24 protein-coding genes are annotated in these 26,309 nt (G+C 71.8%); 16 read left to right on the forward strand and 8 right to left on the reverse strand.

The window, feature by feature from the left end; translation table 11 throughout:
- Nucleotides 1-68 precede the first annotated feature (68 nt).
- The 5 genes from ACLQ2R_RS34595 to ACLQ2R_RS34615 form a co-directional block, all read right to left on the reverse strand.
- Nucleotides 69-1,475, reverse strand: coding sequence for a hypothetical protein (locus ACLQ2R_RS34595; protein WP_425965626.1), 1,407 nt, complete (start codon nucleotides 1,473-1,475; stop codon nucleotides 69-71).
- 159 nt (nucleotides 1,476-1,634) lie between these two features.
- The gene (locus ACLQ2R_RS34600; protein ID WP_425965627.1) at nucleotides 1,635-2,861 is read right to left on the reverse strand and encodes a glycosyltransferase; all 1,227 of its coding nucleotides are present in this window, start codon (nucleotides 2,859-2,861) and stop codon (nucleotides 1,635-1,637) included.
- A gap of 144 nt (nucleotides 2,862-3,005) precedes the next feature.
- Nucleotides 3,006-4,391, reverse strand: a complete 1,386-nt coding sequence (locus ACLQ2R_RS34605) for an MFS transporter (protein WP_425965628.1) — start codon at nucleotides 4,389-4,391, stop codon at nucleotides 3,006-3,008.
- Nucleotides 4,388-7,783: an MMPL family transporter gene (locus ACLQ2R_RS34610; protein WP_425965629.1), complete on the reverse strand. Its 3,396-nt coding sequence runs from the start codon at nucleotides 7,781-7,783 to the stop codon at nucleotides 4,388-4,390. Before ACLQ2R_RS34610 ends, ACLQ2R_RS34605 begins: the two co-directional genes overlap by 4 nt.
- Complete coding sequence (locus ACLQ2R_RS34615; protein WP_425965630.1) at nucleotides 7,783-9,711, reverse strand: fatty acyl-AMP ligase; 1,929 nt, start codon at nucleotides 9,709-9,711, stop codon at nucleotides 7,783-7,785. The genes ACLQ2R_RS34610 and ACLQ2R_RS34615 overlap by 1 nt, the downstream gene beginning before the upstream one ends.
- Before the next feature lie 335 nt (nucleotides 9,712-10,046).
- On the opposite strand from ACLQ2R_RS34615, the gene ACLQ2R_RS34620 reads away from it, so the two are divergent.
- The 10 genes from ACLQ2R_RS34620 to ACLQ2R_RS34665 all read left to right on the forward strand — a co-directional run bounded on the left by ACLQ2R_RS34620 (nucleotide 10,047) and on the right by ACLQ2R_RS34665 (nucleotide 20,085).
- The gene (locus ACLQ2R_RS34620) at nucleotides 10,047-10,679 is read left to right on the forward strand and encodes an IclR family transcriptional regulator (protein ID WP_425965631.1); all 633 of its coding nucleotides are present in this window, start codon (nucleotides 10,047-10,049) and stop codon (nucleotides 10,677-10,679) included.
- A 215-nt stretch (nucleotides 10,680-10,894) separates the two neighbouring features.
- The gene (locus tag ACLQ2R_RS34625) at nucleotides 10,895-11,395 is read left to right on the forward strand and encodes a GNAT family N-acetyltransferase (protein WP_425965632.1); all 501 of its coding nucleotides are present in this window, start codon (nucleotides 10,895-10,897) and stop codon (nucleotides 11,393-11,395) included.
- Between the two features lie 99 nt (nucleotides 11,396-11,494).
- Nucleotides 11,495-12,664, forward strand: a complete 1,170-nt coding sequence (locus ACLQ2R_RS34630; protein ID WP_425965633.1) for a homogentisate 1,2-dioxygenase — start codon at nucleotides 11,495-11,497, stop codon at nucleotides 12,662-12,664.
- 88 nt (nucleotides 12,665-12,752) lie between these two features.
- A complete protein-coding gene (locus ACLQ2R_RS34635; RefSeq protein ID WP_425965634.1) occupies nucleotides 12,753-13,730 on the forward strand; it encodes a hypothetical protein in 978 nt (325 codons plus the stop codon).
- Nucleotides 13,730-14,866 carry a fumarylacetoacetase gene (gene fahA, locus ACLQ2R_RS34640; RefSeq protein ID WP_425965635.1) on the forward strand — a complete coding sequence of 379 codons (1,137 nt, stop codon included), beginning with the start codon at nucleotides 13,730-13,732 and terminating at the stop codon, nucleotides 14,864-14,866. Before ACLQ2R_RS34635 ends, fahA begins: the two co-directional genes overlap by 1 nt.
- 113 nt (nucleotides 14,867-14,979) lie before the next feature.
- Complete coding sequence (locus ACLQ2R_RS34645) at nucleotides 14,980-15,414, forward strand: NfeD family protein (RefSeq protein ID WP_425965636.1); 435 nt, start codon at nucleotides 14,980-14,982, stop codon at nucleotides 15,412-15,414.
- A 3-nt stretch (nucleotides 15,415-15,417) separates the two neighbouring features.
- Nucleotides 15,418-16,563 carry an SPFH domain-containing protein gene (locus ACLQ2R_RS34650; protein ID WP_425965637.1) on the forward strand — a complete coding sequence of 382 codons (1,146 nt, stop codon included), beginning with the start codon at nucleotides 15,418-15,420 and terminating at the stop codon, nucleotides 16,561-16,563.
- 296 nt (nucleotides 16,564-16,859) lie between these two features.
- Entirely contained in the window at nucleotides 16,860-17,888 is a 1,029-nt protein-coding gene (gene tdh, locus ACLQ2R_RS34655) for an L-threonine 3-dehydrogenase (protein WP_425965638.1), read from the forward strand.
- Nucleotides 17,888-19,060 (forward strand): glycine C-acetyltransferase, encoded by a 1,173-nt coding sequence (locus ACLQ2R_RS34660; protein WP_425965682.1) that lies wholly within the window; start codon nucleotides 17,888-17,890, stop codon nucleotides 19,058-19,060. The genes tdh and ACLQ2R_RS34660 overlap by 1 nt, the downstream gene beginning before the upstream one ends.
- A gap of 110 nt (nucleotides 19,061-19,170) precedes the next feature.
- A complete protein-coding gene (locus ACLQ2R_RS34665; protein ID WP_425965639.1) occupies nucleotides 19,171-20,085 on the forward strand; it encodes a LysR family transcriptional regulator in 915 nt (304 codons plus the stop codon).
- A gap of 251 nt (nucleotides 20,086-20,336) precedes the next feature.
- On the opposite strand, the gene ACLQ2R_RS34670 is transcribed toward ACLQ2R_RS34665, so the two are convergent.
- Nucleotides 20,337-20,861 carry an ATP-binding protein gene (locus ACLQ2R_RS34670; protein WP_425965640.1) on the reverse strand — a complete coding sequence of 175 codons (525 nt, stop codon included), beginning with the start codon at nucleotides 20,859-20,861 and terminating at the stop codon, nucleotides 20,337-20,339.
- A 301-nt stretch (nucleotides 20,862-21,162) separates the two neighbouring features.
- Between ACLQ2R_RS34670 and ACLQ2R_RS34675 the strand changes: the two genes are divergently transcribed.
- The 4 genes from ACLQ2R_RS34675 (at nucleotide 21,163) to ACLQ2R_RS34690 (ending at nucleotide 24,354) form a co-directional block, all read left to right on the forward strand.
- The gene (locus ACLQ2R_RS34675; protein WP_425965683.1) at nucleotides 21,163-22,029 is read left to right on the forward strand and encodes a helix-turn-helix domain-containing protein; all 867 of its coding nucleotides are present in this window, start codon (nucleotides 21,163-21,165) and stop codon (nucleotides 22,027-22,029) included.
- A complete protein-coding gene (locus tag ACLQ2R_RS34680) occupies nucleotides 22,017-22,229 on the forward strand; it encodes a DUF397 domain-containing protein (RefSeq protein WP_425965641.1) in 213 nt (70 codons plus the stop codon). Before ACLQ2R_RS34675 ends, ACLQ2R_RS34680 begins: the two co-directional genes overlap by 13 nt.
- Before the next feature lie 68 nt (nucleotides 22,230-22,297).
- Nucleotides 22,298-23,395 carry a helix-turn-helix domain-containing protein gene (locus tag ACLQ2R_RS34685; protein ID WP_425965642.1) on the forward strand — a complete coding sequence of 366 codons (1,098 nt, stop codon included), beginning with the start codon at nucleotides 22,298-22,300 and terminating at the stop codon, nucleotides 23,393-23,395.
- 308 nt (nucleotides 23,396-23,703) lie between these two features.
- Nucleotides 23,704-24,354 carry a hypothetical protein gene (locus tag ACLQ2R_RS34690; RefSeq protein ID WP_425965643.1) on the forward strand — a complete coding sequence of 217 codons (651 nt, stop codon included), beginning with the start codon at nucleotides 23,704-23,706 and terminating at the stop codon, nucleotides 24,352-24,354.
- Nucleotides 24,355-24,501: 147 nt separating this feature from the next.
- On the opposite strand, the gene ACLQ2R_RS34695 is transcribed toward ACLQ2R_RS34690, so the two are convergent.
- Nucleotides 24,502-24,699 (reverse strand): hypothetical protein, encoded by a 198-nt coding sequence (locus tag ACLQ2R_RS34695; RefSeq protein WP_425965644.1) that lies wholly within the window; start codon nucleotides 24,697-24,699, stop codon nucleotides 24,502-24,504.
- A gap of 16 nt (nucleotides 24,700-24,715) precedes the next feature.
- Entirely contained in the window at nucleotides 24,716-25,567 is an 852-nt protein-coding gene (locus ACLQ2R_RS34700) for an MFS transporter (RefSeq protein WP_425965645.1), read from the reverse strand.
- A gap of 186 nt (nucleotides 25,568-25,753) precedes the next feature.
- Here ACLQ2R_RS34700 and ACLQ2R_RS34705 point away from each other — a divergent pair, with 186 nt between their 5' ends.
- Together ACLQ2R_RS34705 and ACLQ2R_RS34710 are read left to right on the forward strand one after the other, a co-directional pair.
- A complete protein-coding gene (locus ACLQ2R_RS34705) occupies nucleotides 25,754-25,936 on the forward strand; it encodes a hypothetical protein (protein WP_425965646.1) in 183 nt (60 codons plus the stop codon).
- A 3-nt stretch (nucleotides 25,937-25,939) separates the two neighbouring features.
- Entirely contained in the window at nucleotides 25,940-26,284 is a 345-nt protein-coding gene (locus ACLQ2R_RS34710; RefSeq protein ID WP_425965647.1) for a DUF1036 domain-containing protein, read from the forward strand.
- The last annotated feature ends 25 nt before the right edge of the window (nucleotides 26,285-26,309 follow it).

Raw genomic sequence — 26,309 nt, forward strand, 5'->3', positions numbered from 1 at the left:
ACGTCAAAGAGTGACGTCAAAGAGTGACGTCAAAGAGTGACGTCAAAGAGTGACGTCAAAGAGTGACGTCAGACGGTGGCGAGGTAGACCTGGCCGAACGCCTCGGAGAGCCTCTTCAGGTCGGTCGCCACGTCCTTCTCGGGGGTGGTCGGGTTGTAGACGGCGGCCAGGCGGCGCTGGATCGGGGTGAGCTTCTTCAGCTGCTCCCAGGCGGTCAGCCGGTTCACGGTGCCCTGGGCGTTCTGCACCCGGGTCCAGACGTTCACCTGCTGGGCGCCGCCGTCCTTGACGGGCGCACCGAGCCGGGAGGCGATCTGGGCCTGGGTGACCTGGCCGACGAGACCGGTCTCCTCCGCGGCGACCTGGGACAGCACGTCCCACGACCGGGCGCGGACCTGGATCCACTGGTTGCGGTGGGCCTGCGCCGCGTTGATCTTCCAGGTGTCGTAGCCGCCGTACAGCAGGCCGCTGTCCAGGGAGAGCTGGTCGACGCGGCCCGCGATCAGGTGTGCCTCGACCTTCTCGGGGGCGAGCAGCGGGTGCCGCTTGCGCATCTCGGTCTTGCAGGCGTCGTTCGCGCCGCAGGCCAGCTCGGGCACGACCGTGTGGACGCCCAGCCGCTTGCCCGGAGCGACCTGGCGCAGGGCCTCGGAGGCGGCGGTGACGAACGCGGTGATCTCGGCGTCCGTGGCGAACGTGGTGGTGTAGCCGAGCTGGGAGGTGAACCGGATGCCCGCCACCTCGGGGCGCGCGGCCAGCGCGCCGACGCGCTTGACCGCGGCGGTGAAGGCGGCGGTGCCGGCCTTCCAGTCGTCGGCCAGCTCGGTGTTGATCCAGACCCTCAGCTGTACGGCCTTCGCGGCGGTGATCGCCTGACCGGCGGGGGTCTGCGCGGCCGCCGTCGCGGCGGCGGGGTCCGGCGCGAACGCGGCCGTTCCCGAAGTTCCCGGCGTCCCGGACGTCCCGGACGTCCTGGACGTCGAGGTCGCCGACGGAGTGGTGGTGCCCGTGCCGGGGCCGGTGAGCGAGGGGGGTCCCTTCAGCTCGGAGCCGCTCTCCGTACCGTCGCCGCCCTCGATGTGCCCGTCGACCGAGCACTGCTGGCCGGCCTCGCAGTCGGGTGACCCGTCCTCCCCGTCACCGCCGGGGAAGGGGGAGTTCTCGTCGCCCTCGACGCTGTCGTCGCCCGCCGGCGGGCAGAAGGAGCCGGAGGCCGAGCAGTCGATGAACTTGCCGTCCGACGGGGTGGCCTCCTTCAGGTGGGCCGAGTCGTCGGCCCCCCAGAACATCGCGACCCCGAGGGCCTCTTCGGGCTTGGCCAGCCAGGTACAGACCATGAAAGCCGGGGCGTCGGCACCCAGCAGATCGGAGCAGTCACGGGGATCGTCCTGCGAGTACGCCGCGCCCGGCGTCATCACACCGACGAGCGCGAGTGCGGCACCGACGGCGAGAGCCCGGCGCAGAGTAGGTCGCATATCCGAAACTCCCCGGTGAATACCGTCAAAACGATCGATTCGCACTTTACCCAATCACCATGTCCTCAACAGCCCCGGTCAGAAAATCAGCGGCGTGCCGTGACCTTCCCCCGGATCCTCGCAGGCCACCTCACCACGATCCCGGTCATACCGGAAAGGTCATAGCCCCAGCGCGTCACAGGCACGCCGCACGCCGTCCTCGGCGCGCAGCCGCTCCCCCAGCCGCGCCGCCGCCGCCCGCGTCCCGGGATCCCGTACGGCGAGCGCCACCCGCGCGGCCAGCGCGTCCGCGGTGAGCCTCCCGATCGGCAGCGGCGCGGGCCCGGCTCCCAGCGACGCGACCCTGGCCCCCCAGAAGGGCTGGTCGGAGAAGAAGGGGCAGACCACCGCCGGAACCCCGGCCCGCAACCCCGCTCCCGTGGTCCCCGCGCCGCCGTGGTGCACCACCGCGGCGACCCGGGGGAACAGCCCGGCGTGGTCGGCGTCACCGATGACGAGCATGTCCTCCGCGTCCGGGTACGGGAGGTTCTGCAGGATGCCGCGCATCCCGGCCCGGCGGAGCGCGGCCACCACGGCCCTGGCCGTGGCGACCGGATCGGCGGGGACCATGCTGCCGAACCCCACGAAGACCGGCGGCGGTCCCGCGTCCAGGAAGGCGGCCGGTACGGGCGCGGGAGGCTCGGGGCGTTCCGGCCACCAGTACCCGGTCAGGTGCACGTGCTCGGGCCAGTCCGGCGGCCGGCCGACCACGTGCGGGCTGACCCCGCACAGCACCGGCACCCGGTCGGCGCGGGCCCTGCGGAACGGGCTGCCCCGCATCGGCCCGAGCCGCAGCACCCGGCCGCGCACCCGGTTCACCATGCGGCCGAGCAGCAGCTCGCTCAGCGTCTCGACGAACGCGTAACTGGCCCGGTTGGCCGTCCCGCCGAGCGTGCGCCACGGCACCAGCGGGTTGGGGAAGGCCCTGGTGGGCTCGCTCGGCTGGAAGTGCATCAGGGCGTAGGGCATGCCGTGCCGCTCGGAGAGATGGTGCCCGAAACCGCCCAGCGCGGGCGCCAGGACGAGGTCCGCGCCGGCGCAGGCGGCGTCCACCTCTCCGGCGAGACGCTCCGCGAGCGGTTCCACGACCGTGCGGAACCCCCTGACGAACCCGGCGGGACCGCTGCGCAGCCACGCCTGCCCCTCCTCGGACTCCACGATTCCCAGCGGGTCCACGCCGAGCGGGACGAGTCCGAGCTCGGCCGGACCGGCCCGGCGGACCAGGTCGCCGTACCGGGCCGCCGCCACGACCGTGACCCGGTGCCCGCGCCCGGCCGCCTCGGCGCCGAGCGCGACGCACGGCTGGGTGTCGCCCCGCGAGCCGAACGCCAGGATCACGATTCTCACCGGGACGTCACCTCGCCGATTCCCACGGGGACGATCCCGACGATTCCCACGAATACGACCCGCCGAGAATATGACCCGCCGATCCCCCAGGGACCGACCCCGCCGATTCCCACGGGTGTGCCCCCGCCGATCCTCATCGGAGCGTCACCTCGCCGACCTCCGTGGGAGCGTCACCAGGCTGACGACCGCCCCGACGGCGACGAGGCACGCCGCCACGAGCAACCCGGCCGAGTACCCGGCCGTGAAGCTCGCCGAGCCGTTGACGATCACTCCGACGAGCGCGATGCCGAACAGCCCCGACATCTCCCGCGCCACGCTGAACACGCCCCCGGCCACACCCGCCCTGGACTCGGGTACGGCGCCCAGCACGGCCGATCCGAGCGGCATGGTCAGCGCCGAGCCGATCCCGATCACGCACACGGCGGGCAGCAGCCCGGCCCAGCCGTCCCCGGGCCGCAGGAACGCGACGGCCACCATGCCCGCGGCGACGAGGACGAGCCCCAGCGCGACCGTACGGGCGGCGCCGAACCGGCGCTCCGCCAGCGGCGCCAGCGGGGTCACCACGACGACCAGCAGCGCCAGCGGCACGAACGCCAGCCCCGACATGACGGGGGTGAAGCCGAGCACGCCCTGCAGGAACAGCGCGGTGAAGAAGAACACCCCGTTGACGCCGAGCCCCCAGAGCACCTGGGCGAGCACCCCGCCGGTGAAGGCCCGCGCGCGGAACAGCGCCAGATCCACCATCGGGTCCCTGCCGGTCCTCTCGGCGACCGCGAAGGCGACCGCGCCGGCCGCGGAGAGCACCGCCGCCGCCAGGACGGGAGGCGAGGTCCAGCCAAGCTCGGTCCCGAAGGTCAGCGCGAACGTCCCCGCCGACAGCACGACCACCGACGACACGACCCCCGGCGCGTCCACCCGGACGGCCCGCTCGTCGCGCGTCTCCGGGACCACGACGGCCGTGAGCGCGATGAGAAGGACGCCGAGCGGGACGTTGAGCAGGAAGATCCAGCTCCAGTGGGCGTGCTGGGTGAGGTAGCCGCCGACCACCGGCCCCAGGGCGAGGGCCCCGGCCCCCGACGCCATCCAGACCGCGACCCCGGCGGACCGCCGCCGTTCGTCGTTGCCGACCGAGACGACGGCCAGCATGGCCGGCAGGATCAGCGCGGCCCCGCACCCCTGGACCAGCCGGGCGGCGACGAGCGCACCCGTCGAGGAGGCCAGCCCGGCGGCGAGGGAGGCCGCCGTGAACACGGCCAGCCCGGCGACGAGCATCCGGCGGCGACCGTGGACGTCGGCCAGGCGCCCCCCGGCGAGCATCAGACCGGAGAACGTCAGGACGTAACCGGTGACCACCCATTCGAGCGCCGCCAACGACGTGCCCAGCTCGGCCTGGACGGTGGGGAGCGCGACCGTCACGACCGTGTTGTCGAGGGTGGTGACGAACCCGGCCAGCCCGATGACCAGCAACAGCAGCCTGTGCCGTCCACGCGACAGGGGCGGGGCCGGGGGTGCGGACGCGAGGTCGCTCATTCCTCCACCTCGATCCACTCCCAGCCGGACCCGTCGGCGGTGGGCCGCGCGACCCGCGTGCTCCGGGCCTCCACGGCCACCCAGCCCACGGCGCCGCCCCGCGCCTCCCGCCTCTCGTCCCCCCTCCACGCGGGCTCCTCGTCCGGCCCTGCGACCTCCGCGGGCGACGGGACCGGAGGCGGGGGCGGGGGCGGAGGCGGGGGCGGAGAGGAAGGTGAAGGTGCGGAGGAAGGCGTAGGGGACGCGCTCGCCGGCGGGACGGCGGGCGGCACGCGCCGTACGGGTGCCGGGCGGATCTGTGGTTCGAGCTGGTCGATCAGGTGGCTGCTGACCACCGGCACGACCGGCACGGCGGGTTCCGGCACAGGGGGCACCGGGCCGGTATCCGTGAGCGGCACGGACCCGCCCGCGGGCCGTGGATCCGGAGCCGGCCCGGACGGTTCCTCGTCATCCTCCCCCCAGTGCCAGCCGGGACCGTTCAGGTTCGGCTTGATGACCCTCTTCGGCTTGCGACCGGACGGCCGCGCGGGTTCCGGCCCCGGCCGGACGGGTCCCGGTGCGGGTCGCACAGGTTCGGGGGCCCGTCGAGGGGGTTCCGGCTCCGGGCGCGCGGGCTCGGGTGCCGACCGCACGGGTTCGGGCTCTGACCATGCGGGGCGCGGAGCCGGTGCGAACGGCGGCTCGGCGAACAGCGAATCGGCGAGCGAGGGCTCCGGAACGGGAGGCGGAGCCTGGACGAAGGGCTCGGGTTCCGGGACGGGAGGCGGAAAGTGGACGGAGGGCGGGACGCGGGCCGGGGGTGGAGGGGGTTCGTAGGGGTGGAGCACGGTCGCGGAAGGGAGCGGCTCGTACGGGTGGAGCACCGTGGCCGGTATGACGATCTCGTCGTCGTCCGGCCGCACCACGTCCTCCCGCGTCGTGGCGATCACGCGTACCGGAACGGCCGGAACCGTCCGTGCGGGACCGAGAGGAACGGCCGGGCGAGCGGCCCGCGCGACGGGCGACCGCGTGGCCCGCGCGGCTCGCGGAGAGGACGGGGAGGGCGGGGAGGGCGGGGCGGGGGGAAGCTCCAGGCGGTGCGCGGCCACGGTGCGGCGGAACCCCCGCACGGGTTCGCGCTCCACCGTCACGTACGTCGCGGGAAGCTCGCCCCGCGCGTGTTCGTGGAGCTCGCGGAGTTCGACCCGGCGGTGGATGCCGCGCAGGGCGACCGGCAGCCACCAGTTGGCCTCGCCCGTCAGCCGCATCGTCGCGGGCACCAGCAGACCCCTGACCAGGGTGGCGTCCACCACGATCGCCACGAACATGCCGACCCCGAGCATCTTGACGACGGTGATCCCGGCGGTGGAGAAGGCGGCGATGACGACCAGCAGCAGCAGCGCCGCGCTGGTGATGACCCCTCCGGTCCGTTCCAGCCCGGCCGCCACGGCCACGGTGTTGTCGCCGGTGCGCAGCCACTCCGAGCGGACCCTGCTGAGCAGGAACAGCTCGTAGTCCATGGACAGTCCGAACACCACGGCGAGGATCAGCACCGTGATGGTCGCCTCGATGGTCCCGGTCGGGGTGAAGCCCAGCAGGCCCGCGAGGTTGCCGTCCTGGAAGGCCCAGACGATCACCCCGAACGACGCGCCCAGGGACAGCACGTTCATCAGGATCGCCTTGACCGGCAGCAGGATCGAGCCGAACGCGGCGAACAGCAGCAGGCCCGTCATGAGGCAGACCACCAGCGCGGTCCATGGCAGCGTGGCGCGGAGGCCGGCCTGGAGGTCGAGCTGCGCGGCGGTGGCGCCGCCCACGACGACGTCCTGGAAGTTCGGCTCGGGCGGCAGCTCGCGGATCCTGTCGACCAGCGCGCGGGCCTCGTCCGACATCGGGTCGGTGTCGTAGCGGACCGCGAGCCGCACGGCGCCGCTGTTCTGCGAGACGCCGGTGACGTCGACGCCGGTGACGTGGTCGAGGGCGTGCAGGCGTTCCGCGAAGACCCTGACGTCCGGCGGTCCCACCTGGGTGACCGGGGTGATCCCCGAGTCGCCGACGCCGACCGGGCCGCGCGGGGTGCCGACCTCGGAGGTGAGCGCGCCGGGCGCCGAGGTGGTCATCGGCCCGACGAGGTCGCGCTCGACGAGCACGACGACCTCGATGGGCGACATCGCGTTCTTGGCGAACGTGGCGTTGATCGCCTCGGCGACCTGGCGGCTCTCGAACCGTTCGGGCAGCACGCGGTGGTCCACGCTGCCGAACCGCGCGTGGGCGAAGGGCGCGGCCAGCGCGAGCAGCAGCAGACCGACCCCGAGGAGGTACGCGACCGGGCGGCGCATCACGCTGGAGGCGATGGAGTGCCAGGCGCCCCTCCTGCGGCGTCCAAAGTCGGGCATGAGCCTGATCGCGTCCACCCTCGGCCCGAGCACGGCCAGCAGCGCGGGCAGCACGACGAGCGCCGCAGCCATCGCGACCAGCACGACCGCGGCGGCGCCCAGCCCGATGGAGCGCAGGAACATCTGCGGGAAGAGCAGCAGGCCGCTGAGGGAGGTCGCCACGGTCAGCCCGGAGAAGGCGACGGTGCGTCCGGCCGTGGCCATGGTCCGCACCACCGCCGCCTCGGTGGACGCCCCCCGCCGGATCTCCTCCCTGAAGGCGCTGAGCACGAAGAGCGAGTAGTCGATGGCCAGCCCGAGCCCGAGCATCGTCACGACGTTCAGCGAGAACACCGAGACGTCGGTCACCTCGGTGAGCAGTCGCAGCAGCAGCAGCGCGCCCGCCACCGAGAGCAGCCCGACGACCAGCGGCAGGCCCGCCGCGACCAGGCTGCCGAAGACCAGGACGAGCAGGACGAGCAGGATCGGCATCGAGATGGCCTCGGCCTGCCGCAGGTCCGCGCCGGTCTGCGCGTTGAGGTCCAGCAGCAGCGGGATCCGGCCGCCCAGCTTGACGGTGTATCCGGCGGGCATCCGGCGGAGCTCGTCCTCGATCTCCGCGTAGCCGTCCTGCTTGGTCAGCTGCCCGCCGCGCAGGGTGACGAGCGCGTAGGTGGAGTGCCTGTCCTCGGAGACCAGGTCGTCGGCCCTGGTCGTCCAGTACGTGGTGGTGCTCGCGACGTGCTCGGCGGGCAGCGCGCGGAGCGAGGCCCGCACGTCCTTCTCGAACTCCGCGTCGGCGGCCTCGTAGGCGGGGTGCGTGTAGAGGGCCACCACGTCGGGCGAGTTCCCGCCGAACCACTGCTCGCTCCACCGGGCGGCCGAGGTGGACTCGGCTCCCGGGTCCTCGAAGCCGCCGTCGGACATCCTGCCGAACAGCCCCAGCCCGACGTAGCCGGCGAGGAGCCCGAACACCGTCCCCAGGACCAGCAGGGACCAGCGTCCCCGGTAGACGGCCCGCCCGAGCGACTCGAACATCAGACGCCGGCACCTCGCCCGCCGGTCGCGTCCTCACCGGCGCCGGCCGCACCCTCGCCGGGCACCCTCACGGTGGACGCATCCGCGCTGGACGCGTCCTCTGCGGGCCCGCCGGGCGGCGCGTCCCCGTACGACGCGCCGCCAGGGAACACGCCGTCGTGGTAGGCCCGCGCGCAGGCGCGGCGGGCGATCTTCCCGCTGGACGTGCGCGGCACGGCCCCGGCCTCCACCAGTACGAGGTCGTGCAGCCGCAGGTCGTGGTTCTTGGCGACGGCGACGCGGACGTTCGCCGCGACCTCGTCCTCGTCCCGCCCCCCGGCCCTGCGCGACCGCTCGGCCACCACCACCAGCAGCTCGGTCTCCTCGCCGGGCACCGCGAACGCGGCCACGTGGTCCCTGCGGACGGCCGGGTCGGCCTCCTGCACGGTCGCCTCCACGTCCTGTGGATAGTGGTTGCGCCCGTCGACGATGATCAGATCCTTGATCCGCCCGGTGACGTAGAGCTCGCCCTCGTAGAGGACACCCAGGTCACCGGTCCGCAGCCAGGCGCCCTCCGCGTGGGTGCCGCCGGCACCGCCAGGACCGCCCATGCCGTGGGTACCGTGCGTGCCGCCCGCGCCGGCTGTACCGGCTGTACCGGCTGTACCCTCGGTGGCCCGGAGGACGTTGCCGAACACCTCGGCGCTGCGTTCCCCGTCCCGCCAGTAGGCGCGTGCGACGTTCGGGCCGCGTACCCAGATCTCGCCGACCTCGCCGTCCGGCCTGGGCATGCCGGACGCGGAGACGACGACCACCTGCTGGCCCGTCGGCACCCCGCAGGAGACGAGGTCGCTGACCCGGCCCCGGCCGGTGTGCGGCACCGCGCGCCCGGCGGTCAGCGCGTCCCGGTCGAACAGGGTGACGCGGGCGGGCAGGTCCCGGTCCATGGCCGTGACGAACACCGTCGCCTCGGCCAGGCCGTAGCCGGGGGTGTGCGCCTCGGGACGCAGCCCGCACGAGGCGAACGCCTCCGAGAAGCGGTGGATCGTGCCGCCCCGGAGCGGCTCGGCGCCGTTGAGCATGACCGAGACGCCGGACAGGTCCAGCGTGGCCTTCTCCTCCTCGGTGACGCGGCTCGCCGTGTACTCGTAGGCGAAGTTCGGGCCGCCGGTGAACACGTCCTCGTACGCGGCGAGCATCCGCAGCCAGCGCACCGGGTGCATGACGAACGCCACCGGGTCCATGAAGACTGCCCGGTTGCCGCCCACGATCGGCGCGGCGATGGTGGCGATCAGGCCCATGTCGTGGAAGAGCGGCAGCCAGAGCGCCGCGGTGGAGACGCGGGGGGTGGCGCGGAAGGCCGCCCACAGCTGCCGGGCGTTGGCGGTGACGTTGCCGTGGCTGATCTCGACCCCGGCCGGGGTGCGCGTCGAGCCGGAGGTGTACTGCAGGTACGCCAGGTCGCCGGGGCCGATCGGCTCGGGCTCCCACTCGTCGGCCAGCAGGCCGGAGACCGTGTCCAGGGTGAGGACCAGCTTGGGACGGGGGACGGAGCGGCCGTCCAGGAAGGCGTGCACGCCCTCCAGCGCGGACGTCGTGGTGAGCACGCACACCGGGTCGGAGTCGGTGTAGGCCAGCAGCAGACGGTCGGCGTGGCCGGGCAGGTCCGGGGCGAAGAGCGGCACCGCGATCACCCGGGCGTACATCGCGCCGAGCATCGCGACCACGTAGTCCAGCCCCTGCGGCGCCAGGATCGCCACCCGCTCCCCCGGGAGCATCACCTCGCGGAGCCGTACGGCCAGCGCCCGCGCCCGCAGGTCGGCCCCGGCCCAGGAGAGCGTGTGCTCGACCCCGTCCCGCCCGGTGGAGTGGTCGATGAAGGTGTAGGCGGGGGCGTCCGGGATCTCCCGCGCCCAGCGTCCAACCTGGGCGATCAGCGTCTCGCGCATGCTCAAGGTCCCCTCACCGCGGTACAGGGACCTAGCAACTTACGTCAGGCGCTTCCCGCGATTCTTGCCACAGCCCTCCACATTCCCGGGCGCCGGTTATTACCGGCATGACAAGATCACCGACCGGTCCGAGCGCGGGCGACGGCACGCGGGGAGGACAGGCCCGGCGACGGCACGCGGCAGGGGGACACGCCTCGCGACAGCACGTGGCGCGGGAACACGCCTCACGTCGGGACGTACCGAAAAGGGAGACGCACCCGGGGGCGGGGGGTGTCGGCCCGGAGCGGGGCGGCGGTGATAATCGGGGCATGGTTCCAGCCCGGCGGACACCCTAGATGGCGGCCGAATCCTCGCAGACCCTGGAGCGCGGCCTGCGGCTGCTGCGGCTGCTCGCCGACGGGCACCGGGGCCGCACCCCCACGGAACTGGCCGCGGAGCTGGGGCTCAGCCGTCCGGCGGTGTACCGGCTGCTGACCACCCTGCAGAACGAGGGCTTCGTCCGCAGGGACGGCGGCGGCCGGGTCCACCTGGGCTTCGGCGTCCTGGTCCTGGCCCGCGCGGTGCAGCCGCTGCTGCGCGAGGACGCCCTGCCCACGCTGCGCAAGCTCGCCGAGGAGGTCGGGGCGACCGCGCACCTGACGGTGGCCGAGGGCGACGAGGGCCTGGCGGTCGCGGTGGTCGAACCCTCCTGGACGAGCATGCACGTCGCCTACCGCGAGGGGGCGCGCCACCCGCTCACCCTGGGGGCGGCCGGGCTGGCCATCCTCGCCCTGCGCGAGGGCCGCACCGGCTACCTGGCCTCCGAGGGGCAGCTCCAGGAGGGGGCCAGGGGCGTCGCCGCTCCCGTGCCCGGCCTTCCCTGGCTGGAGGCGTCGGTGGGGGTGGTCGCCTTCACCGCCCTCGACCCGGACGTCGTCGGCCCCCGCGTCGCCGTCGCGGCGGCCGAACTGTCGGGCTCGCTGACCTGAGGTCCCTCGCCGACCCGAGGACCTTCGCCGACGTGCGGGTCCCGGCCGCCCGGCGCCGACCCGAGGACCTTCGCCGACGTGCGGATCCCGCCGCCCGGCGCACCGGACCGGAGTTCGATCCCCGGGAACGGCGACCGCCGGACATCGAACCGTCCCGTCCGACGCGCGGTCGTTAATGTGTGGGGACGGATCGGTGATCGTCCTGGAGGTCGCGGATGAACCATGTCCTGGAGACCGGGCGGCTGGTGCTGCGCCCGGTGCACGCGGATGACCTGGAGGGGCTGCACGCGCACTGGACCACGCCGGACGTACGGCGGTTCCTGTTCGACGGGGCGATCCTGTCACCGGCGGAGATCGCCGAGATCGTCGAGGAGAGCGAGAGCGACTTCGCCACGTCGGGGTACGGGATCTGGACCGTCCGGGAATCGCGGGAGGCCGAGCCGATCGGGACCGCCGGGCTGCGTCTCCTGGAGGATCTCGGGGTCGAGGTGGTCTACAGCCTGGCCCCCTCGGCCTGGGGGCGCGGTTACGCGACCGAGGCCGCGCGGGCCGTGGTGGAGCACGCGCTGAACGTCCTGCGCCTGCCCGAGGTGCTGGCCGAGGTCGACGAGGGCAACGCCGCGTCGGCCGCCGTCGCCGGGCGCCTGGGCATGGTCCCCTTCGAGACGGTCCCGGGCCTGCTCGGCCCGATCGTCCGCTACCGCCGGACCCGCTGACGCGCGTACCGGCATGTTTGACATCTCTCCCGCGCTGACCGATCGTTGTACGTATAAAGGACGTATGCGTCCGATAAGCGGACAGAGCGGGAGAAGCGGATGCCGTATTACCGGGTCGTGGGAGAGATCCCCCGCAAGCGGCACGTGCAGTTCCGGCGGCCCGACGGCGGGCTGTACGCGGAGGAGCTGATGGGCGAGGAGGGGTTCTCCAGCGACTCGTCGCTGCTGTACCACCGCCACCTCCCCACGGCGATCATCAAGGCCGAGGCCGTCGCGCCCGACGAGACCGCCGTGCTCAGCCCCAACCTGCCGCTCTCCCCGCGTCACCTGCGCACCCAGGACCTTCCCGACGGGGGCGACCTCGTCACCGGGCGCGGGCTGCTCGCCGGGAACTCCGACGTCCGCCTCTCCTACGCCGCGACCGACACCGCCAGCGGCCTCTACCGCAACTCCATGGGTGACGAGTGCGTCTACATCGCGAGCGGACGGGCCAGGTTCGAGTCGACGTACGGGGTCATCGAGGCCGGGGAGGGCGACTACGTGGTCATCCCCACCGGGACGATCCACCGGTGGGTGCCGCAGGGCCGGGTCACCGCGTTCACCGTCGAGGCGGCCGGGCACATCCGCCCGCCCAAGCGCTACCTGTCGCAGTACGGCCAGTTCCTGGAGCACGCCCCCTACAGCGAGCGCGACCTGCGGACCCCGCAGGAGCCGCTGGTCGTCGAGGGCGAGGAGGTGCCGGTGCTGGTCCGCACGCGCGGCGGCCTCACCAGCCTGGTCTACCGCAACCACCCGTTCGACGTGGTCGGCTGGGACGGCTGCCTCTACCCGTACGCGTTCAACATCAACGACTTCGAGCCGATCGTGAAGCGCACCCACGCCCCGCCGCCGGTGCACCAGACCTTCGAGGGTCCCAACTTCGTGATCTGCTCGTTCTGCCCCCGGCCGCTCGACTTCCACCCGGACGCGATCCCGATCCCGTACAACCACCACAACGTCGACTCCGACGAGCTGATGTTCTACGCGGGCGGCGACTACACCGCGCGCCGGGGCTCGGGCATCGACGTCGGCTCGGTCTCGCTGCACCCCGCCGGGTTCACCCACGGGCCGCAGCCCGGCGCCGTCGAGGCCGTCATCGAGGCGGTGCGCCAGGGCCACACCGAGACGAGCGAGCTGGCCGTGATGGTCGACACCTTCCGCCCGCTCGACCTGGGCCCGGCCGGACTGTCGGTGGAGGACCCGGGATACGCCTGGACGTGGGCCCGGTGACGAGGGCTCTCCCCCGCCCCGCCGCTCTCCCCCGCACGACCGTGCGCCAGGACCCGGTCATGCGGCCGCGGCTGGGTAGGGACAGGCCATGAGCGCAGACGCGAACAGCGGCACGGGAACGGACACGGACACGGACACCGGTGTGACCACCGTGCCCGCGGGTCCGGAGACGGGCACGGGTACGGGTACGGCTCCGCTCTTCCGCGGCCTCGTCGACGACGCCGGCCTCTTCCCGCCGACCGCGCTGCCGATGGCCGAGGCGCTGGAACGGCACAGGACCGACCTGGCGGGCAACGACCCGGTGCTCACCCACCGCTTCCTCTGCCCGGCCGGTCGCCTGGACGAGCTCCGCGACCACCTGACCTTCCCGATCCGGCTCGGCCTGATCATGGACGTTCCCGCCCTGCCGCCGCTCGACGACCTCGTCGTGGAGCTCGTCGAGGTGCGGCAGGGACCCGGCGAGACGCCCGGGGCCGTCGCGGACCGGCTGGCCGGCCGGATCCCCGGCGAGGCCCGGCTCTTCGTCGAGGTCGACCCCCGTGACCTGACGTCCCTGCCGCGCGACGGCTCGGGACCGGGCCTGAAGGTCCGCTGCGGCGGACCGGCCGCCGACGCCTTCCCCCGCGCCGAGGACCTGGGCGCCTTCATCGCGTACTGCGCCGGGCACGGCGTGCCGTTCAAGGCGACGGCCGGGCTGCACAACGCGGTCCGCCACTTCGACCCGGCGCTGGGCGTGGACCGGCACGGCTTCCTCAACCTGGTCCTCGCGGTGTGCGCGGCCGTACAGGGACGCGACCCGGTGCCGGTGCTGAAGCTCACCGACGTCGGCGGGCTGGTGCGCACGGCCCATGCCGTGCCACCGGAGGTCGCCGGGCGCGCCAGGGAACTGCTGGTCTCCTACGGGTCGTGCAGCACGGGCACCCCGATCGACGACCTGGTCGCCCTGGGACTGGTCCCGCACCGCCCGCCCGCGCCCACCCCGGCTCCCGGCCCCGGAGCCGGGACGACTTCCCGGCCCACGCCGGCACCCGGTACGACGTTCGACACAGCAGAGGAGATCGCGTGATGTCTTGGGGTCCGGAGAACCTGCCCTACGGAGTCTTCTCCCGCCACGAGGGACAGACCCCCCGGGTCGGCGTCCGCTACGGCGACCACGTCCTCGACCTCGCCGACGCCCTGCACGACGAGGTGTTCGCCACCGGCTCGCTCAACGCCTTCATGTCCAGGGGCCCGGCCGCGTGGCGCGACACCCGGGCACTGATCCAGAACAAGCTGAGCACCGACCTGGCGGTGGCCGAGCGGCACCTCGTCCCGCTGGAGCAGGTCACCCTGCACCTGCCGTTCGAGGTGGCCGACTACGTCGACTTCTACTGCTCGCTGGAGCACGCCTCCAACCTGGGCCGGATGTTCCGCCCGGACGGCGAGCCGCTGATGCCGAACTGGCGGCACCTGCCGGTCGGCTACCACGGCAGGGCCGGGACGGTCGTCCCCTCCGGCACCCCGATCGTCCGGCCGACCGGCCAGCGCGGCGCCGGGGTCTTCGGACCGTCCGCCAAGCTGGACATCGAGGCGGAGCTGGGCTTCGTCGTGGGCGTCCCGACGGCCCTGGGAGAGCGGGCCGGACGCTTCGAGGACCACGTGTTCGGCGTGACCCTGGTCAACGACTGGAGCGCCCGCGACATCCAGTCGTGGGAGTACGTCCCGCTGGGCCCCTTCCTGGGCAAGTCCTTCGCCACCTCGGTCTCCCCCTGGGTCACCCCGCTCGCCGCCCTGTCCGAGGCCCGCGTCGAGGGGCGGGGCCAGGACCCGGAGCCGCCCGCCTACCTGCGCAGGCAGGAGCCGTGGGGCCTGGACGTGCGGCTGGAGGTCGCGGTGAACGGCGAGGTCGTCTCCCGGCCGCCGTACCGGGACATGTACTGGACGCCCGACCAGATGCTCGCCCACATGACCGTCAACGGCGCGTCCCTGCGCACCGGCGACCTCTACGCCAGCGGCACCGTCTCCGGCGCCGAGCCGGGCGAGCGCGGCTCGCTGATCGAGCTGAGCTGGAACGGGAGCGAGCCCTTCAAGCTCCCCGACGGCTCCGCGCGGAGCTTCCTGGAGGACGGGGACGTCGTCACGATCACCGCCACCGCTCCCGGGCCCGGCGGGACCGTGATCGCCCTGGGCGAGGTCTCGGGAAGGATCGAGCCGGCACGCTAAACGTACCCGGGGTCCACCGGACCCCGGATCGTGGCGGCTTTCACACGTACGACATACGGTGAGAAGGAACCTCCCGGGCATCCGTCCCGTTGTACGAGTAGGAGGGCCGGAGCATGGATTACTGGGTCATCTGGCTGATCGTGGCCGTCGTGCTGGGGATCGCGGAGATCTTCACCCTGACCACCGCGCTCGGCCTGCTCGGAGGCGCCGCGCTCTTCGGCTCCGTCGCCGCCGTCCTCGGGCTGCCGGTGCCGCTCCAGCTCGTGGCCTTCACGATCGCCCTGGGCGCCGGGGTGGTCGTGGTCCGGCCCATCGCCAAGCGCCACCTGACCCAGCGCTCCCGCAGCCAGAGGTTCGGGATCCAGGCGCTCGTGGGCAGGACCGCCTACGTGCTCCGTGAGGTGACCGGCCGGGACGGCCGGGTGCGGATCGGCGGCGAGGAGTGGTCGGCCAGGGCCTATGACGAGACCCTGGTGATCCCCGCCGGGGCGACCGTCGACGTCATCGAGATCGAGGGCGCCACCGCGCTCGTGTATCCCCGGGAGTGACCCATGGATCCTCTGCTCATAGCCGGACTTCTCATCGTCCTGCTGGCGGTCTTCACCGTGATCCGCTCGGTGCGCATCGTCCCTCAGGCGAGGGCCCGCAACGTGGAACGGCTCGGCCGCTACCACAGCACCCTCGGGCCCGGACTCAACTTCGTGATCCCGTACATCGACCGGGTCTATCCGATGATCGACCTGCGTGAGCAGGTCGTGTCGTTCCAGCCCCAGCCGGTGATCACCGAGGACAACCTCGTCGTCGAGATCGACACCGTCCTGTACTTCCAGGTCACCGACCCCCGGGCGGCGGCGTACGAGATCGCCAACTACATCCAGGCGGTGGAGCAGCTCACCGTCACCACGCTGCGCAACGTGGTCGGCTCGCTGGACCTGGAGATGACGCTGACCTCGCGTGACACGATCAACAGCCAGTTGCGCGGCGTGCTCGACGAGGCGACCGGCAAGTGGGGCATCCGGGTCAACCGGGTGGAGATCAAGGCCATCGACCCGCCCAAGAGCATCAAGGAGGCGATGGAGAAGCAGATGCGCGCCGAGCGGGACAAGCGCGCCGCGATCCTCAACGCCGAGGGGCAGCGGCAGTCGCAGATCCTCACCGCCGAGGGTGACAAGCAGAGCGCGATCCTGCGGGCCGAGGGTGAGCGGGGCGCCGCGATCCTCAAGGCCGAGGGACAGTCGCAGGCCATCGACGAGGTCTTCCAGGCGGTCCACCGCAACGACCCCGACCCCAAGCTGCTGGCCTACCAGTACCTGCAGGTCCTGCCCGAGCTCGCCAAGGGCCCGAACAACACGTTCTGGGTGATCCCCAGCGAGGTCACCTCCGCCATCCAGGGCGTCTCCAAGGCGTTCACCGAGGCGCTGCCGCAGTCGCCGGCCGCCCGCGAGACCCCCAGGGTCAACGAGGCCGCCGCCGAGCAGCGCAAGCAGGCCGAGCAGGCCGCCGCCGACGCGGTCGCCGAGGCGGCCGAGGCCGACCTGGGCCCGCGCCAGCTCAACGCGGCCCCGGCGTCCCCGCTCGGCGACGGCCTCCCGCGCGCCCAGGAGGAGCACCACCTCCCGCAGGAGCGCCTTCCCCGCGAGGAGCAGCCCGTCCAGGAGCGCCCCGTCCGTGAGGAGCGTCCCCCGCAGGGGGAGTAGCTCCCCCTTCCGCCCCGCTCTCCCCGCCCGTCCCTCCCTGCCCGCCCGCTCCAGGGCGCGGCCGGGAGAGGCGGGCGCGCTCGTGTCCGGACACCCGGCGGAACGGCCACGGCGGCGGCGAGGGTGACCGCGCGGGCGGGTAACCTCCTGGTTTGCGGTCGTGTGTCCGGGTACCCCTCCAGGTCCCGGGAGCCGGGTGTGAAGCAATGCCATCGGTGGGGTTAAGAAAACCGCGATGGACACTCCCGAAGGCCACCGGGCACAGTGCGTAAGGTCGGAACGAGGGGAGATCCGCCATGAAGGCACTGGTCAAGGAACGGGCCGAACCCGGCCTGTGGCTGACGGACGTGCCCGATCCGTCCGTCGGCGCCGGGGAGGTGTTGATCAGGGTGTTGCGCACCGGGATCTGCGGCACCGACCTGCACATCCGGAGTTTCGACGCCTGGGCACGGCAGACGATCCGGATACCGCTGATCGTCGGCCACGAGTTCTGCGGTCAGGTGGTCGAGGTGGCGCCCGGCGTGGAGGACATCGCCGTCGGCGACCTGGTCAGCGGCGAGGGGCACATCGTCTGCGGCAAGTGCCGCAACTGCATGGCCGGGCGGCGGCACCTGTGCCGCAACACCATCGGCCTGGGGGTGAACCGCGACGGCGCCTTCGCCGAGTACGTGACGCTCCCGGCCTCCAACGTCTGGGTGCACCGGACGCGGGTCGACCCGGACATCGCGGCGATCTTCGACCCGTTCGGCAACGCGGTGCACACCGCCCTGACCTTCCCGATGGTCGGCGAGGACGTGCTGATCTCCGGCGCCGGGCCGATCGGGCTGATGGCCGCCGCCGTGGCCACGCACGTGGGCGCCCGCAACGTGGTCATCACCGACGTCAGCCCCGAACGGCTGGAGCTGGCCCGCAAGCTCGGCGTGACGCTGGCGCTCAACGTCGCCGAGACGCACGTCCAGGAGGGCATGCACGAGCTGGGCATGCGCGAGGGCTTCGACGTGGGCCTGGAGATGTCGGGCAACCCCCGCGCGCTCCGCGAGATGATCGCCAACATGTCGCACGGCGGGAAGATCGCGATGCTCGGCCTCCCCGCCGCCGAGTTCGCCGTCGACTTCGCGACGATCGTGACCTCCATGATCACCATCAAGGGCATCTACGGCCGGGAGATGTACGAGACCTGGTACGCCATGTCCGTGCTGCTGGAGAAGGGCCTCGACCTCTCCCCCGTGATCACCGACCGCTTCTCCTACCGCGACTTCGACGCGGCCTTCGACACCGCCGCCGGGGGCACGACCGGCAAGATCATTCTGGATTGGACGGCCTGATGTTCGACAACGTCCGCGACGACCTGCGTACCACCCTGGACGAGATCGCCGAGGCCGGCCTGCTCAAGCCCGAGCGGGTCATCACCACCCCGCAGCGCGCCGGGATCGCGGTCGCCGGGGGCGGCGAGGTGCTCAACTTCTGCGCCAACAACTACCTGGGGCTGGCCGACCACCCCGAGGTGGTCGCCGCCGCCAAGGAGGCCCTGGACCGCTGGGGCTTCGGCATGGCGTCGGTCCGCTTCATCTGCGGCACCCAGGAGGTGCACAAGGAGCTGGAGGCGCGGCTGTCGGCCTTCCTCGGCCAGGAGGACACGGTCCTGTACAGCTCGTGCTTCGACGCCAACGGCGGGGTGTTCGAGACGCTGCTCGACGACCGCGACGCGGTGATCTCCGACGCGCTCAACCACGCCAGCGTCATCGACGGCATCCGGCTGTCCAAGGCGCGGCGGCTGCGCTACGCCAACCGCGACCTGGCCGAGCTGGAGGCGCGGCTCAAGGAGTCCTCCGACGCACGGCGCAGGCTGATCGTCACCGACGGCGTCTTCTCCATGGACGGCTACGTCGCCCCGCTGGCCGAGATCTGCGACCTGGCCGACCGCTACGACGCCATGGTGATGGTCGACGACTCGCACGCCGTCGGCTTCGTCGGCGACCACGGCGGCGGCACCCCCGAGCTGCACGGCGTACGCGACCGGGTCGACATCCTCACCGGCACGCTCGGCAAGGCCCTCGGCGGGGCCAGCGGCGGTTATGTGGCGGCGCGCGGGGAGATCTGCGAGCTGTTGCGCCAGCGCTCGCGCCCCTACCTGTTCTCCAACTCCCTCGCCCCGGTGATCGCCGCCGCGTCGCTGCGTGTCCTGGACCTGATCAGCGGCTCGGACGAGGCCCGGGTACGGCTGCGCGCCAACACCGAGCGCTTCCGCACCGGCATGACCGAGGCCGGGTTCGACATCCTGCCCGGTGACCACCCCATCGTGCCGGTGATGATCGGTGACGCGGCCGAGGCCGGGGCGATGGCCGAGCGCCTGCTGGAGCGGGGCGTCTACGTGATCGGCTTCTCCTACCCGGTGGTCCCGCACGGCCAGGCCCGCATCCGGGTCCAGCTCTCGGCGGCCCACTCCACCGAGGACGTCGACCACGCGATCGCGTCGTTCATCGCCGCCCGCGGCTGAACTCCCGCAGCGGTACGCCTCTGAGGGCCCGTCGCGGGCCCGTGTCCGCCGTCATTCGGCGGCCGGGCCCGCGTCGCAGGTCACCGGCGGCCTCGGCGACAATACAAGGCGTGATAGACACGCGGCGGCTGAGGACCCTGCGCGCGGTCGCCGACCACCGTACGATCACCGCCGCCGCGGCGGCGCTGCACCTGACCCCCTCGGCCGTCTCCCAGCAGCTCCTGGCCCTGGAGCACGAGGTGGGCCACCGGCTGCTCGACCGCGACGGCCGGGGCGTGCGGCTGACCGCCGTGGGCCGCATCCTCCTGGGCCACGCCAACGAGGTCCTCGCCCAGCTGGAGCGGGCCGGGGCCGACATCGCCTCCCACACCGCCGGAACGGCGGGCGAGGTGAAGGTGGCCTCCTTCGCCACCGCGATCGGCCTGGTCGTGGCCCCGGCGGTCGGCGTCCTGCGGGACAGGCAGCCGGGCATCCGGGTGCGCGTCCTGGACGCCGAGGGCGACCAGAGCCTCACCATGGTCCTGGACGGGGCGGTGGACGCGGCCGTGGCCGTGGAGTACCGGGGGGCACCCGCCGAGGACGACCGGCGGCTCTCGCGCATCCCCCTCTACTCCGAGCCCTTCGACGTGGTGCTCCCCGCAGGCCACCGGCTCTCCGGGGGCGAGGTGACGGTCGCGGACCTGTCGGGCGAGACCTGGATCGGCCCCTACCCCGGCAACCCCTGCCACGACGTGATCGCCCTGGCCTGCGAGCACGCGGGCTTCACCCCGGAGTTCGCCCACTCCTCCGATGACTTCAGCGCGGTGGTCGCGCTGGCCGCCGCCGGGGCCGGGGTGGCGATGGTCCCGCGCCTGGCCCTGCGCGGCACCGGCCTGTCCGGCGTGACGGTCCGCGAGGTCCCGGGCCCCGAACGCCGCGTCTTCGCCGCCGTACGCCGGGGCGCGGAACGCCACCCCCTGCTCCTCCCCCTCCTGGAGGCCCTGCGCGACACCGCCACGACCCTGCGCCTTTCCCTGTCCACATGATGTGGACGCCCGGGTGGACCAAGGGTGTCCTCGGCACGTACGAGACACCGTGGCGCCCATTCCCATTCCCATACGGCGAGGCTCGCGATCACGTTCTCGCGATGGGACGACAGACCCCCGGCGGGGGCTCCAGCGGGGGAGATGGAGCCGGAGCGGCGCATGTCGCGGGTTCTCTCGGGGGGAACGAACCCGCCTGCCGCCACCCGCCGGGGGTGGTTCATCGGCTCCCAGCAGGCGCTGGAAGCGGTGCGTCACTCCGGCTGAGCGGAGGTCGGCGCGTCCGAGAGGGGATCCTCCGGAGACGGCCGAGCTGATCTCTCGACGAGACCCTCGCCGGAGGACAGCGGGTTCGCGGGAATCTCGCACCAGACGGTCCGGCCGGGGGCGCGGCCGTGGGAGCGACAACCCCAGTTCCCGTTCGAGAGCATGCCGACGATGGCCAGCCCTCGGCCGTTCTCCACCAGGAGGCATGCCGGGTCCGCCCGGAGGCGGGGCTCCTCGATACTCAGGCCCGCGTCCACGACCTCGACGCGCAGCAGGCCGCCGTACGCCAGCAGCCGCAGGACCAGCGGGGCGTCGTCGAAAGCCCCTGCCTGTCCGGTGACCCCGTGCCGGGCGTGCCGGACGGCGTTGGTCACCAGCTCGGACACGGCCAGCCGCGCGTCCTCATAGGCCGGATGGCTCTCGCCCAGCCATTTGCGAACCTCCTCGCGCGCCCGCGAAGCGGCTTCGACATTACCGAGCAGAAGTATTTCGTTGAACGTCTCCGGTTCCATGGGATTGCCCCTTCCGACCGAATTGAACCGACCCGTTGTCGCGTGAGCCGTCAACTGACACCCGCGACAGCGTCGGCTCGACGGGAAAACGGTCCCAAACACCGAGGCGCAGAGGAAGCCGAACCGCGATTACCAGGGGTTCACAGTTCGCGATGTAAGTTCACAACACTGTGAACCCATGAAAACTTGGCATCCATTCCCTCGGCAATGAAAATGGAGGAGAATCCCAAAGAAGCAGCGAGAGGAGATCGAAATGCGCATCATCATGGATCCAGAGCCGGACGCAGGGACAGAGCGGGAGATGGAGGCGGATCCAGGTCAGGAGACAGAATCGGAGCCGGAGTTCGACACGGATGCACATGAATCCACGCGCATTCAATTCGGCAGAGAACTACGTAAATACCGGATTTTGTCCGGATTTACCCAAAGGCGGCTCTGCATAGCGGTCTCCCTCGCCGTGAGCCATCTGAGCATGCTGGAGAACGGCCACAGGGCACCCACCAGGAAGCTGGCCGAACAGATGGACGAGGCGCTCGACCTGGGCACGACGCTCGTCGACCTGCTGGACCGCCTGGATCGCACGGCCACACAGGTCCCCCGCTGGTTCCGCTCCTGGCTGGAGTTCGAGCCCCAGTCGACCTCCCAGCGCATCTGGGGAGCTTTGATAGTGCCCGGTCTCCTCCAGACCGAGCAGTACGCGGAGGCCATCCTCAGCCACAGCCCCGGCACCACTCCCGAGCAGGTGAGTAAGAGCGTCGCGGCCCGCATGGACCGGAAGAACATCCTTCACCGGCCCGACCCTCCGATGCTCTGGACCATCCTGGACGAGGGCATCCTGCACCGTCCCATCGCCGATCCGGAGGTGATGAGGGGCCAGCTCCACTACCTTCTGGAGATGTCGGAGAGACCCTGGCTCTCTCTTCAGGTGCTTCCCCACACCGCGCGCAACGTGCTCGGCCTGCTGGGCGGCTTCACCATCGCCGACATGCCGGGAAGCGCACCTCCCGTGGCCTATATCGATTCCCAGAGCACCGGGGACCGGATGAGCGAGCGGGCCGAAGAGATAAAAAGGCTAGAATTCAGATATGACCTGATCCGTGCGGACGCTCTGTCCCGGAGCGATTCACGCGACATGATCAAGGAGGCGATCCAGCGATGGACGACCTGACCAAAGAACTCCACAGCGCCCACTGGCGCAAATCCACCCTCTCCGGTGACGACGGAAGCGACTGCGTCGAGATCGCCAACCTCTCCGGCAACCACCGGGCCATCCGCGACAGCAAGAACCCCACCGGCCCCGCCCTCATCCTCACCCCCACCCAGTGGACCGCCTTCCTGAGGCACGTGAAGAACAACACCGTCAACTGAGGTAACGATTAGTTCCGGTAACGCCAGGTCACCTCGTTCCCGACCGGCCCACGTGCGATTATCGCACCATGAGAGAGGTCGGAGAGTGGGCGGACGTGGGTGACCGCGTTCGTGAATGCCGCGTCGCGGCTGCCCTGTCCCAGGAGCAGCTCGCATCGGCCATGAACCTGGACCGTACGATGATCGCCAAGATCGAAGCGGGCACCCGCCGGGTGGACGCTCTCGAACTGGCGCGGCTGTCGTCGGTCCTCGGTGTTCCGCTGACGCATTTCCTGCGCCGGTCGCCGGCGGTCGTGTCACGTCGTACCGAGCTCGTCGACGACCCGGCGACGGACGCCACCCGCCAGTCGTACCGGCTCGAAGCGTCTCTGGCGACGTGGCTGGACGATGTCCGGCAGCTCGTCGAGCTGCGGGAGCTGACTCCTCCCACACCCGCGAGGTTCCCCGATGCCGTGGAGAACGCCGACACCGCCCGGCAGGCGGCGAGGTGGGTCAGGCGGAGGCTGGGCCTCGGAAGCGATCCGATCAGCTCGCTGATGAGCGTCTGTGAGGAGCTCGGCCAGCTGGTGGCGGTGGTCGACGCACCGGGAGACGGAGCCTCTCTGATCGAGGACGGAATCGCCGTGGCGGTCGTCAGCGGCCAGGGGGATCCCGGAAGACGCCGGGCGACCGCCGCCCACGAGCTGGGCCACATGATCATCGGTGATGAGTACTCGGCGGACCTGGGTATTCACGCCTCCCGCGCCGAAAGAGAACTGGTGGTCGACGCCTTCGCCGCCGAACTCCTCCTGCCCGTCGAATCCGTGCTGAACGGCTGCTCGGGAAAGAAGAGCCCGCTACGGGATTCCCTCGTGGTCCTCGCCGCCAGATACCGGACATCCTGGTCACTGGCCGTCCGCCAGGCGGTCGCGGCCGGAGTCCTGCCGGACGGGGACGCCAGGAACATGCGGCGGAGGAATCCGACGCGCGCCGAACTCATGGAGGCCGTGGGCTGGACGCCGCAGCCCGATCTCCAGGCGGTTCGGGTACCGCCGATGTACGCTCACGCCGTGCTGCAGGCATGGAAGAAGAGCCGCATGACCACCTCCCGCGCCGTGGAACTCATGCGAGGCCAGATCGTGGAGTCGGACCTTCCGGCCCGCGAGGACCAGGACCTCGAACCTTGATCCCTCCCGCATCGGATCCCGCCCTGGTGTTCGACGCGATGTGCCTCAGCCACTTCGCACGCGCCGAACGCCTGGACGTTCTGCGGGATCTCCTCCTCGGCCGAAACTGCCTGACGACCCTCCGCACCCCCGCCTGGACCGCCCTCCTGACACGCGTGAGGAACGACACCATCGACCGACCCGGCCACATTCACAAGAACACGCCTCGTACGACCGTCCTCCGGAACGCCTGCCGCCGAAATGACTCCGGCCTTCGTCCGAACGGGCCCGCGACGTACGTCTCACGGCGCCGTCGATATCTTTCCGGCATGTCCACACCACCGGAGAACACCACCTCCCCCGTGACCGCCGACGATCTCGACGAGGCCGTCCGGCTCGCCGTCGGCGTCCTCGGGAAGATGCCCGAGCCCGCCTGGGACCAGCCGGCCGGGTCGCTGGAGTGGTCCCGCTGGGAGACCGCCGAGCACCTGGCCGACGACCTCTTCTCGTACGCCGCCCAGATCGGTCCCAGGAAGCCGCCGCTTGAGGACGTCGTACCCTTCGCGTGGGAGCGCCGCAGGCCCGGGGGACCGGCGAACGCGATCCACGTGGACCGGGCGGCGGGACCCGAGGGAATGCTGGGGGTGCTGGAGGCGTGCGGCGCGCTGCTGGTCGCCATGGCGCGGACGACGCCGCCGGAGGTCCGCGCCCATCACGTCCACGGGACGTCCGACCCCGAGGGCTTCGCCACGATGGGCATCGTGGAGATCCTGGTGCACACCCACGACCTGACCGAGGGCCTCGGGCTCGACTGGACCCCGCCCGCGGGCCTGTGCGCGCGGGTACTCGCCCGGCTGTTCCCCGACGCCTCGCGGACCACGGACCCCTGGCCCACCCTGCTGTGGGCCACCGGCCGCGCCGAGCTGCCGGGACACCCGCGCCTCACCACCTGGCGCTGGTACGGCACACCCCGGCCGTGAGCTCGGCCATCGCCGAAATTCAATGATGAACAGACTTATAATAAACGTACTTCTCATTGACTGAGAGTGATCACAGAGAGCCCGGACGGGACCGCGTGGACGTACAGCTCGTCGACCTGACCCGTCTCTACGAGGGCTCCTGAACACTCACGTCCCGTGAGGGGCGGGCGCCGGGTCGTCCTCGGTGCGGGGTGACACGAGCAGGGCGGCCAGGAGGCAGGCCGCGGCCGTCACGAGGACGAGAGTCAGGCCGGTGCGCGTACCGGGTGCGACGAGCAGGATCCAGCCGAACGCGGCGGTGCCGAGCGAGCCCCCGAGCTGGCGGGCGAAGGTCAGAGTGCCCATCGCGGCGCCGATCTGCTCAGGACGGGCACGCCCCTGGGCGATCAGCGTGTACGCCTGCATGGACAGGCCGAGGGCGCCGCCCGCCAGGGCCATGCCGAGCACGGCGAGCGAGACCGACAGCGGGCGCGGGGCCTGGTGCAACAAGGGCAGCAGGGCCAGTGCCGCCGTACCGGCGACGCCCATGGCCAGGGCGAGACGGCCCCAGCGCGACCGTGCCGCCGCCGACGGCCGCGACGAGCAGGGCACCGGCCAGATCGAACGGGGTACGGGCCCGCTCCGGCGGCCTTCTCGGGAGCCCGCGCAGCGCCAGGAGCGCGGCGACGGCGCAGAGCGGCAGGTTGACCGTGAAGATCCACCGCCAGCCGGGACCCGCCGCCAGCAGGCCGCCCAGGGGTGGTCCGGCCAGCGAGGAGAGGGCCATGACGCCGATGAGGTACCCCTGACGCCTGATCAGCTCCTCACGGGTGAACATCTGCGCCAGGGCGCTGATCGCGGTGACCGCCAGGCCGCCCCCGCCGACGCCCTGGACCGCCCGCGCGGCGATCAGGGCGGGCAGGGACGGGGCGAGGGCACAGGCCAGCGATCCGGCGGCGAAGGCCAGCAGGGCGCCGTGGAAGACCGCGCGCCTGCCGAGCAGGTCACCGAGCTTGCCGTGGACGGGGGTGGAGACCGTGACGGTGAGCAGGTAGACCGCGGTGACGGCGGCGATCGCCCCGCCGGATCGCAGGTCGGCGGCCATGGCCGGGAGGGCGGCGACCACGACGTTGCCGTCCAGCTGGGCCATGAACATGCCCGCCAGCAGGGCGGCGAAGGCGAGCCGTGCCGCGCGGGAGGGCACGGCGGTACCGACGGCAGATGATGTGTGCATATCGCACACAATACGATGGTTGCGATATGCACGCAATATTCACGGGAGGCCACCCCACGGAAATGAAAACGATTATTTACATGACCTTGACGTGACTGTATGTTGTTGAGCGATCACCCTCCGACGTAACAGGAAGCAGGTGAGCACATGCCCGACAACGGCACGGAGATCCCTCCTGATCCACGGGTGGCTTTCACGGACCTGAAGGCATCCGATTCGGGCGAGACGGACCAGCGCCCCGGGGTGGCCGACCGCACCGCCGTCGCCGCCAAGAGCGGTGACCCCCTTCCCCCGCTGGCCGACGACGCGATCGACGACAGGCCACTCGCCCTGCGCTTCACGGAAGCCGACACCGAGGCGGAGGAGTAGACCATGCAGCTGCACTTCCGTAACCGCTACAGCTCCAAGGTGTGGGTCGCGATCATGTTCTACAGCCCCGACGGCTGCCGCGACTACGGCCAGTGGGGCACCCGCGGCTGGTGGGCCATCAACCCGGGCGGCGAGGCGTACGTCCTCAACACCGACAACCGCTACGCCGCCTTCTACGCCGAGGCCGCCAACGGGGCCGTCTGGACCGGCCCCTACGGCCCGATGTACGTCTACCAGAACGCCTTCGACTCCTGCCTGGGCATCGGCAGCACCGCCGCCAGGCGCGTCGGCACCCGCCTGGTCGACATGAACGGTTACTCGACGTACTACGTGAACCTCACCGCCTGACGCGCTCCCCCGCCCGACGCCCCGA

It is taken from the genome of Streptosporangium sp. DT93, from assembly GCF_049844535.1.
Classification (GTDB): Bacteria; Actinomycetota; Actinomycetes; order Streptosporangiales; family Streptosporangiaceae; genus Streptosporangium.

What these genes read in the sequence shown, in the direction of transcription:
- ACLQ2R_RS34595 (WP_425965626.1), bottom strand. Translation starts at nt 1,475, where the DNA reads ATGCGACCTACTCTGCGCCGGGCTCTCGCCGTCGGTGCCGCACTCGCG.
- ACLQ2R_RS34605 (WP_425965628.1), bottom strand. Translation starts at nt 4,391, where the DNA reads ATGAGCGACCTCGCGTCCGCACCCCCGGCCCCGCCCCTGTCGCGTGGA.
- ACLQ2R_RS34610 (WP_425965629.1), bottom strand. Translation starts at nt 7,783, where the DNA reads ATGTTCGAGTCGCTCGGGCGGGCCGTCTACCGGGGACGCTGGTCCCTG.
- ACLQ2R_RS34615 (WP_425965630.1), bottom strand. Translation starts at nt 9,711, where the DNA reads ATGCGCGAGACGCTGATCGCCCAGGTTGGACGCTGGGCGCGGGAGATC.
- ACLQ2R_RS34620 (WP_425965631.1), top strand. Translation starts at nt 10,047, where the DNA reads ATGGCGGCCGAATCCTCGCAGACCCTGGAGCGCGGCCTGCGGCTGCTG.
- ACLQ2R_RS34625 (WP_425965632.1), top strand. Translation starts at nt 10,895, where the DNA reads ATGAACCATGTCCTGGAGACCGGGCGGCTGGTGCTGCGCCCGGTGCAC.
- ACLQ2R_RS34630 (WP_425965633.1), top strand. Translation starts at nt 11,495, where the DNA reads ATGCCGTATTACCGGGTCGTGGGAGAGATCCCCCGCAAGCGGCACGTG.
- ACLQ2R_RS34635 (WP_425965634.1), top strand. Translation starts at nt 12,753, where the DNA reads ATGAGCGCAGACGCGAACAGCGGCACGGGAACGGACACGGACACGGAC.
- fahA (WP_425965635.1), top strand. Translation starts at nt 13,730, where the DNA reads ATGTCTTGGGGTCCGGAGAACCTGCCCTACGGAGTCTTCTCCCGCCAC.
- ACLQ2R_RS34645 (WP_425965636.1), top strand. Translation starts at nt 14,980, where the DNA reads ATGGATTACTGGGTCATCTGGCTGATCGTGGCCGTCGTGCTGGGGATC.
- ACLQ2R_RS34650 (WP_425965637.1), top strand. Translation starts at nt 15,418, where the DNA reads ATGGATCCTCTGCTCATAGCCGGACTTCTCATCGTCCTGCTGGCGGTC.
- tdh (WP_425965638.1), top strand. Translation starts at nt 16,860, where the DNA reads ATGAAGGCACTGGTCAAGGAACGGGCCGAACCCGGCCTGTGGCTGACG.
- ACLQ2R_RS34660 (WP_425965682.1), top strand. Translation starts at nt 17,888, where the DNA reads ATGTTCGACAACGTCCGCGACGACCTGCGTACCACCCTGGACGAGATC.
- ACLQ2R_RS34670 (WP_425965640.1), bottom strand. Translation starts at nt 20,861, where the DNA reads ATGGAACCGGAGACGTTCAACGAAATACTTCTGCTCGGTAATGTCGAA.
- ACLQ2R_RS34675 (WP_425965683.1), top strand. Translation starts at nt 21,163, where the DNA reads ATGGAGGCGGATCCAGGTCAGGAGACAGAATCGGAGCCGGAGTTCGAC.
- ACLQ2R_RS34680 (WP_425965641.1), top strand. Translation starts at nt 22,017, where the DNA reads ATGGACGACCTGACCAAAGAACTCCACAGCGCCCACTGGCGCAAATCC.
- ACLQ2R_RS34685 (WP_425965642.1), top strand. Translation starts at nt 22,298, where the DNA reads ATGAGAGAGGTCGGAGAGTGGGCGGACGTGGGTGACCGCGTTCGTGAA.
- ACLQ2R_RS34690 (WP_425965643.1), top strand. Translation starts at nt 23,704, where the DNA reads ATGTCCACACCACCGGAGAACACCACCTCCCCCGTGACCGCCGACGAT.
- ACLQ2R_RS34695 (WP_425965644.1), bottom strand. Translation starts at nt 24,699, where the DNA reads ATGGGCACTCTGACCTTCGCCCGCCAGCTCGGGGGCTCGCTCGGCACC.
- ACLQ2R_RS34700 (WP_425965645.1), bottom strand. Translation starts at nt 25,567, where the DNA reads ATGCACACATCATCTGCCGTCGGTACCGCCGTGCCCTCCCGCGCGGCA.
- ACLQ2R_RS34710 (WP_425965647.1), top strand. Translation starts at nt 25,940, where the DNA reads ATGCAGCTGCACTTCCGTAACCGCTACAGCTCCAAGGTGTGGGTCGCG.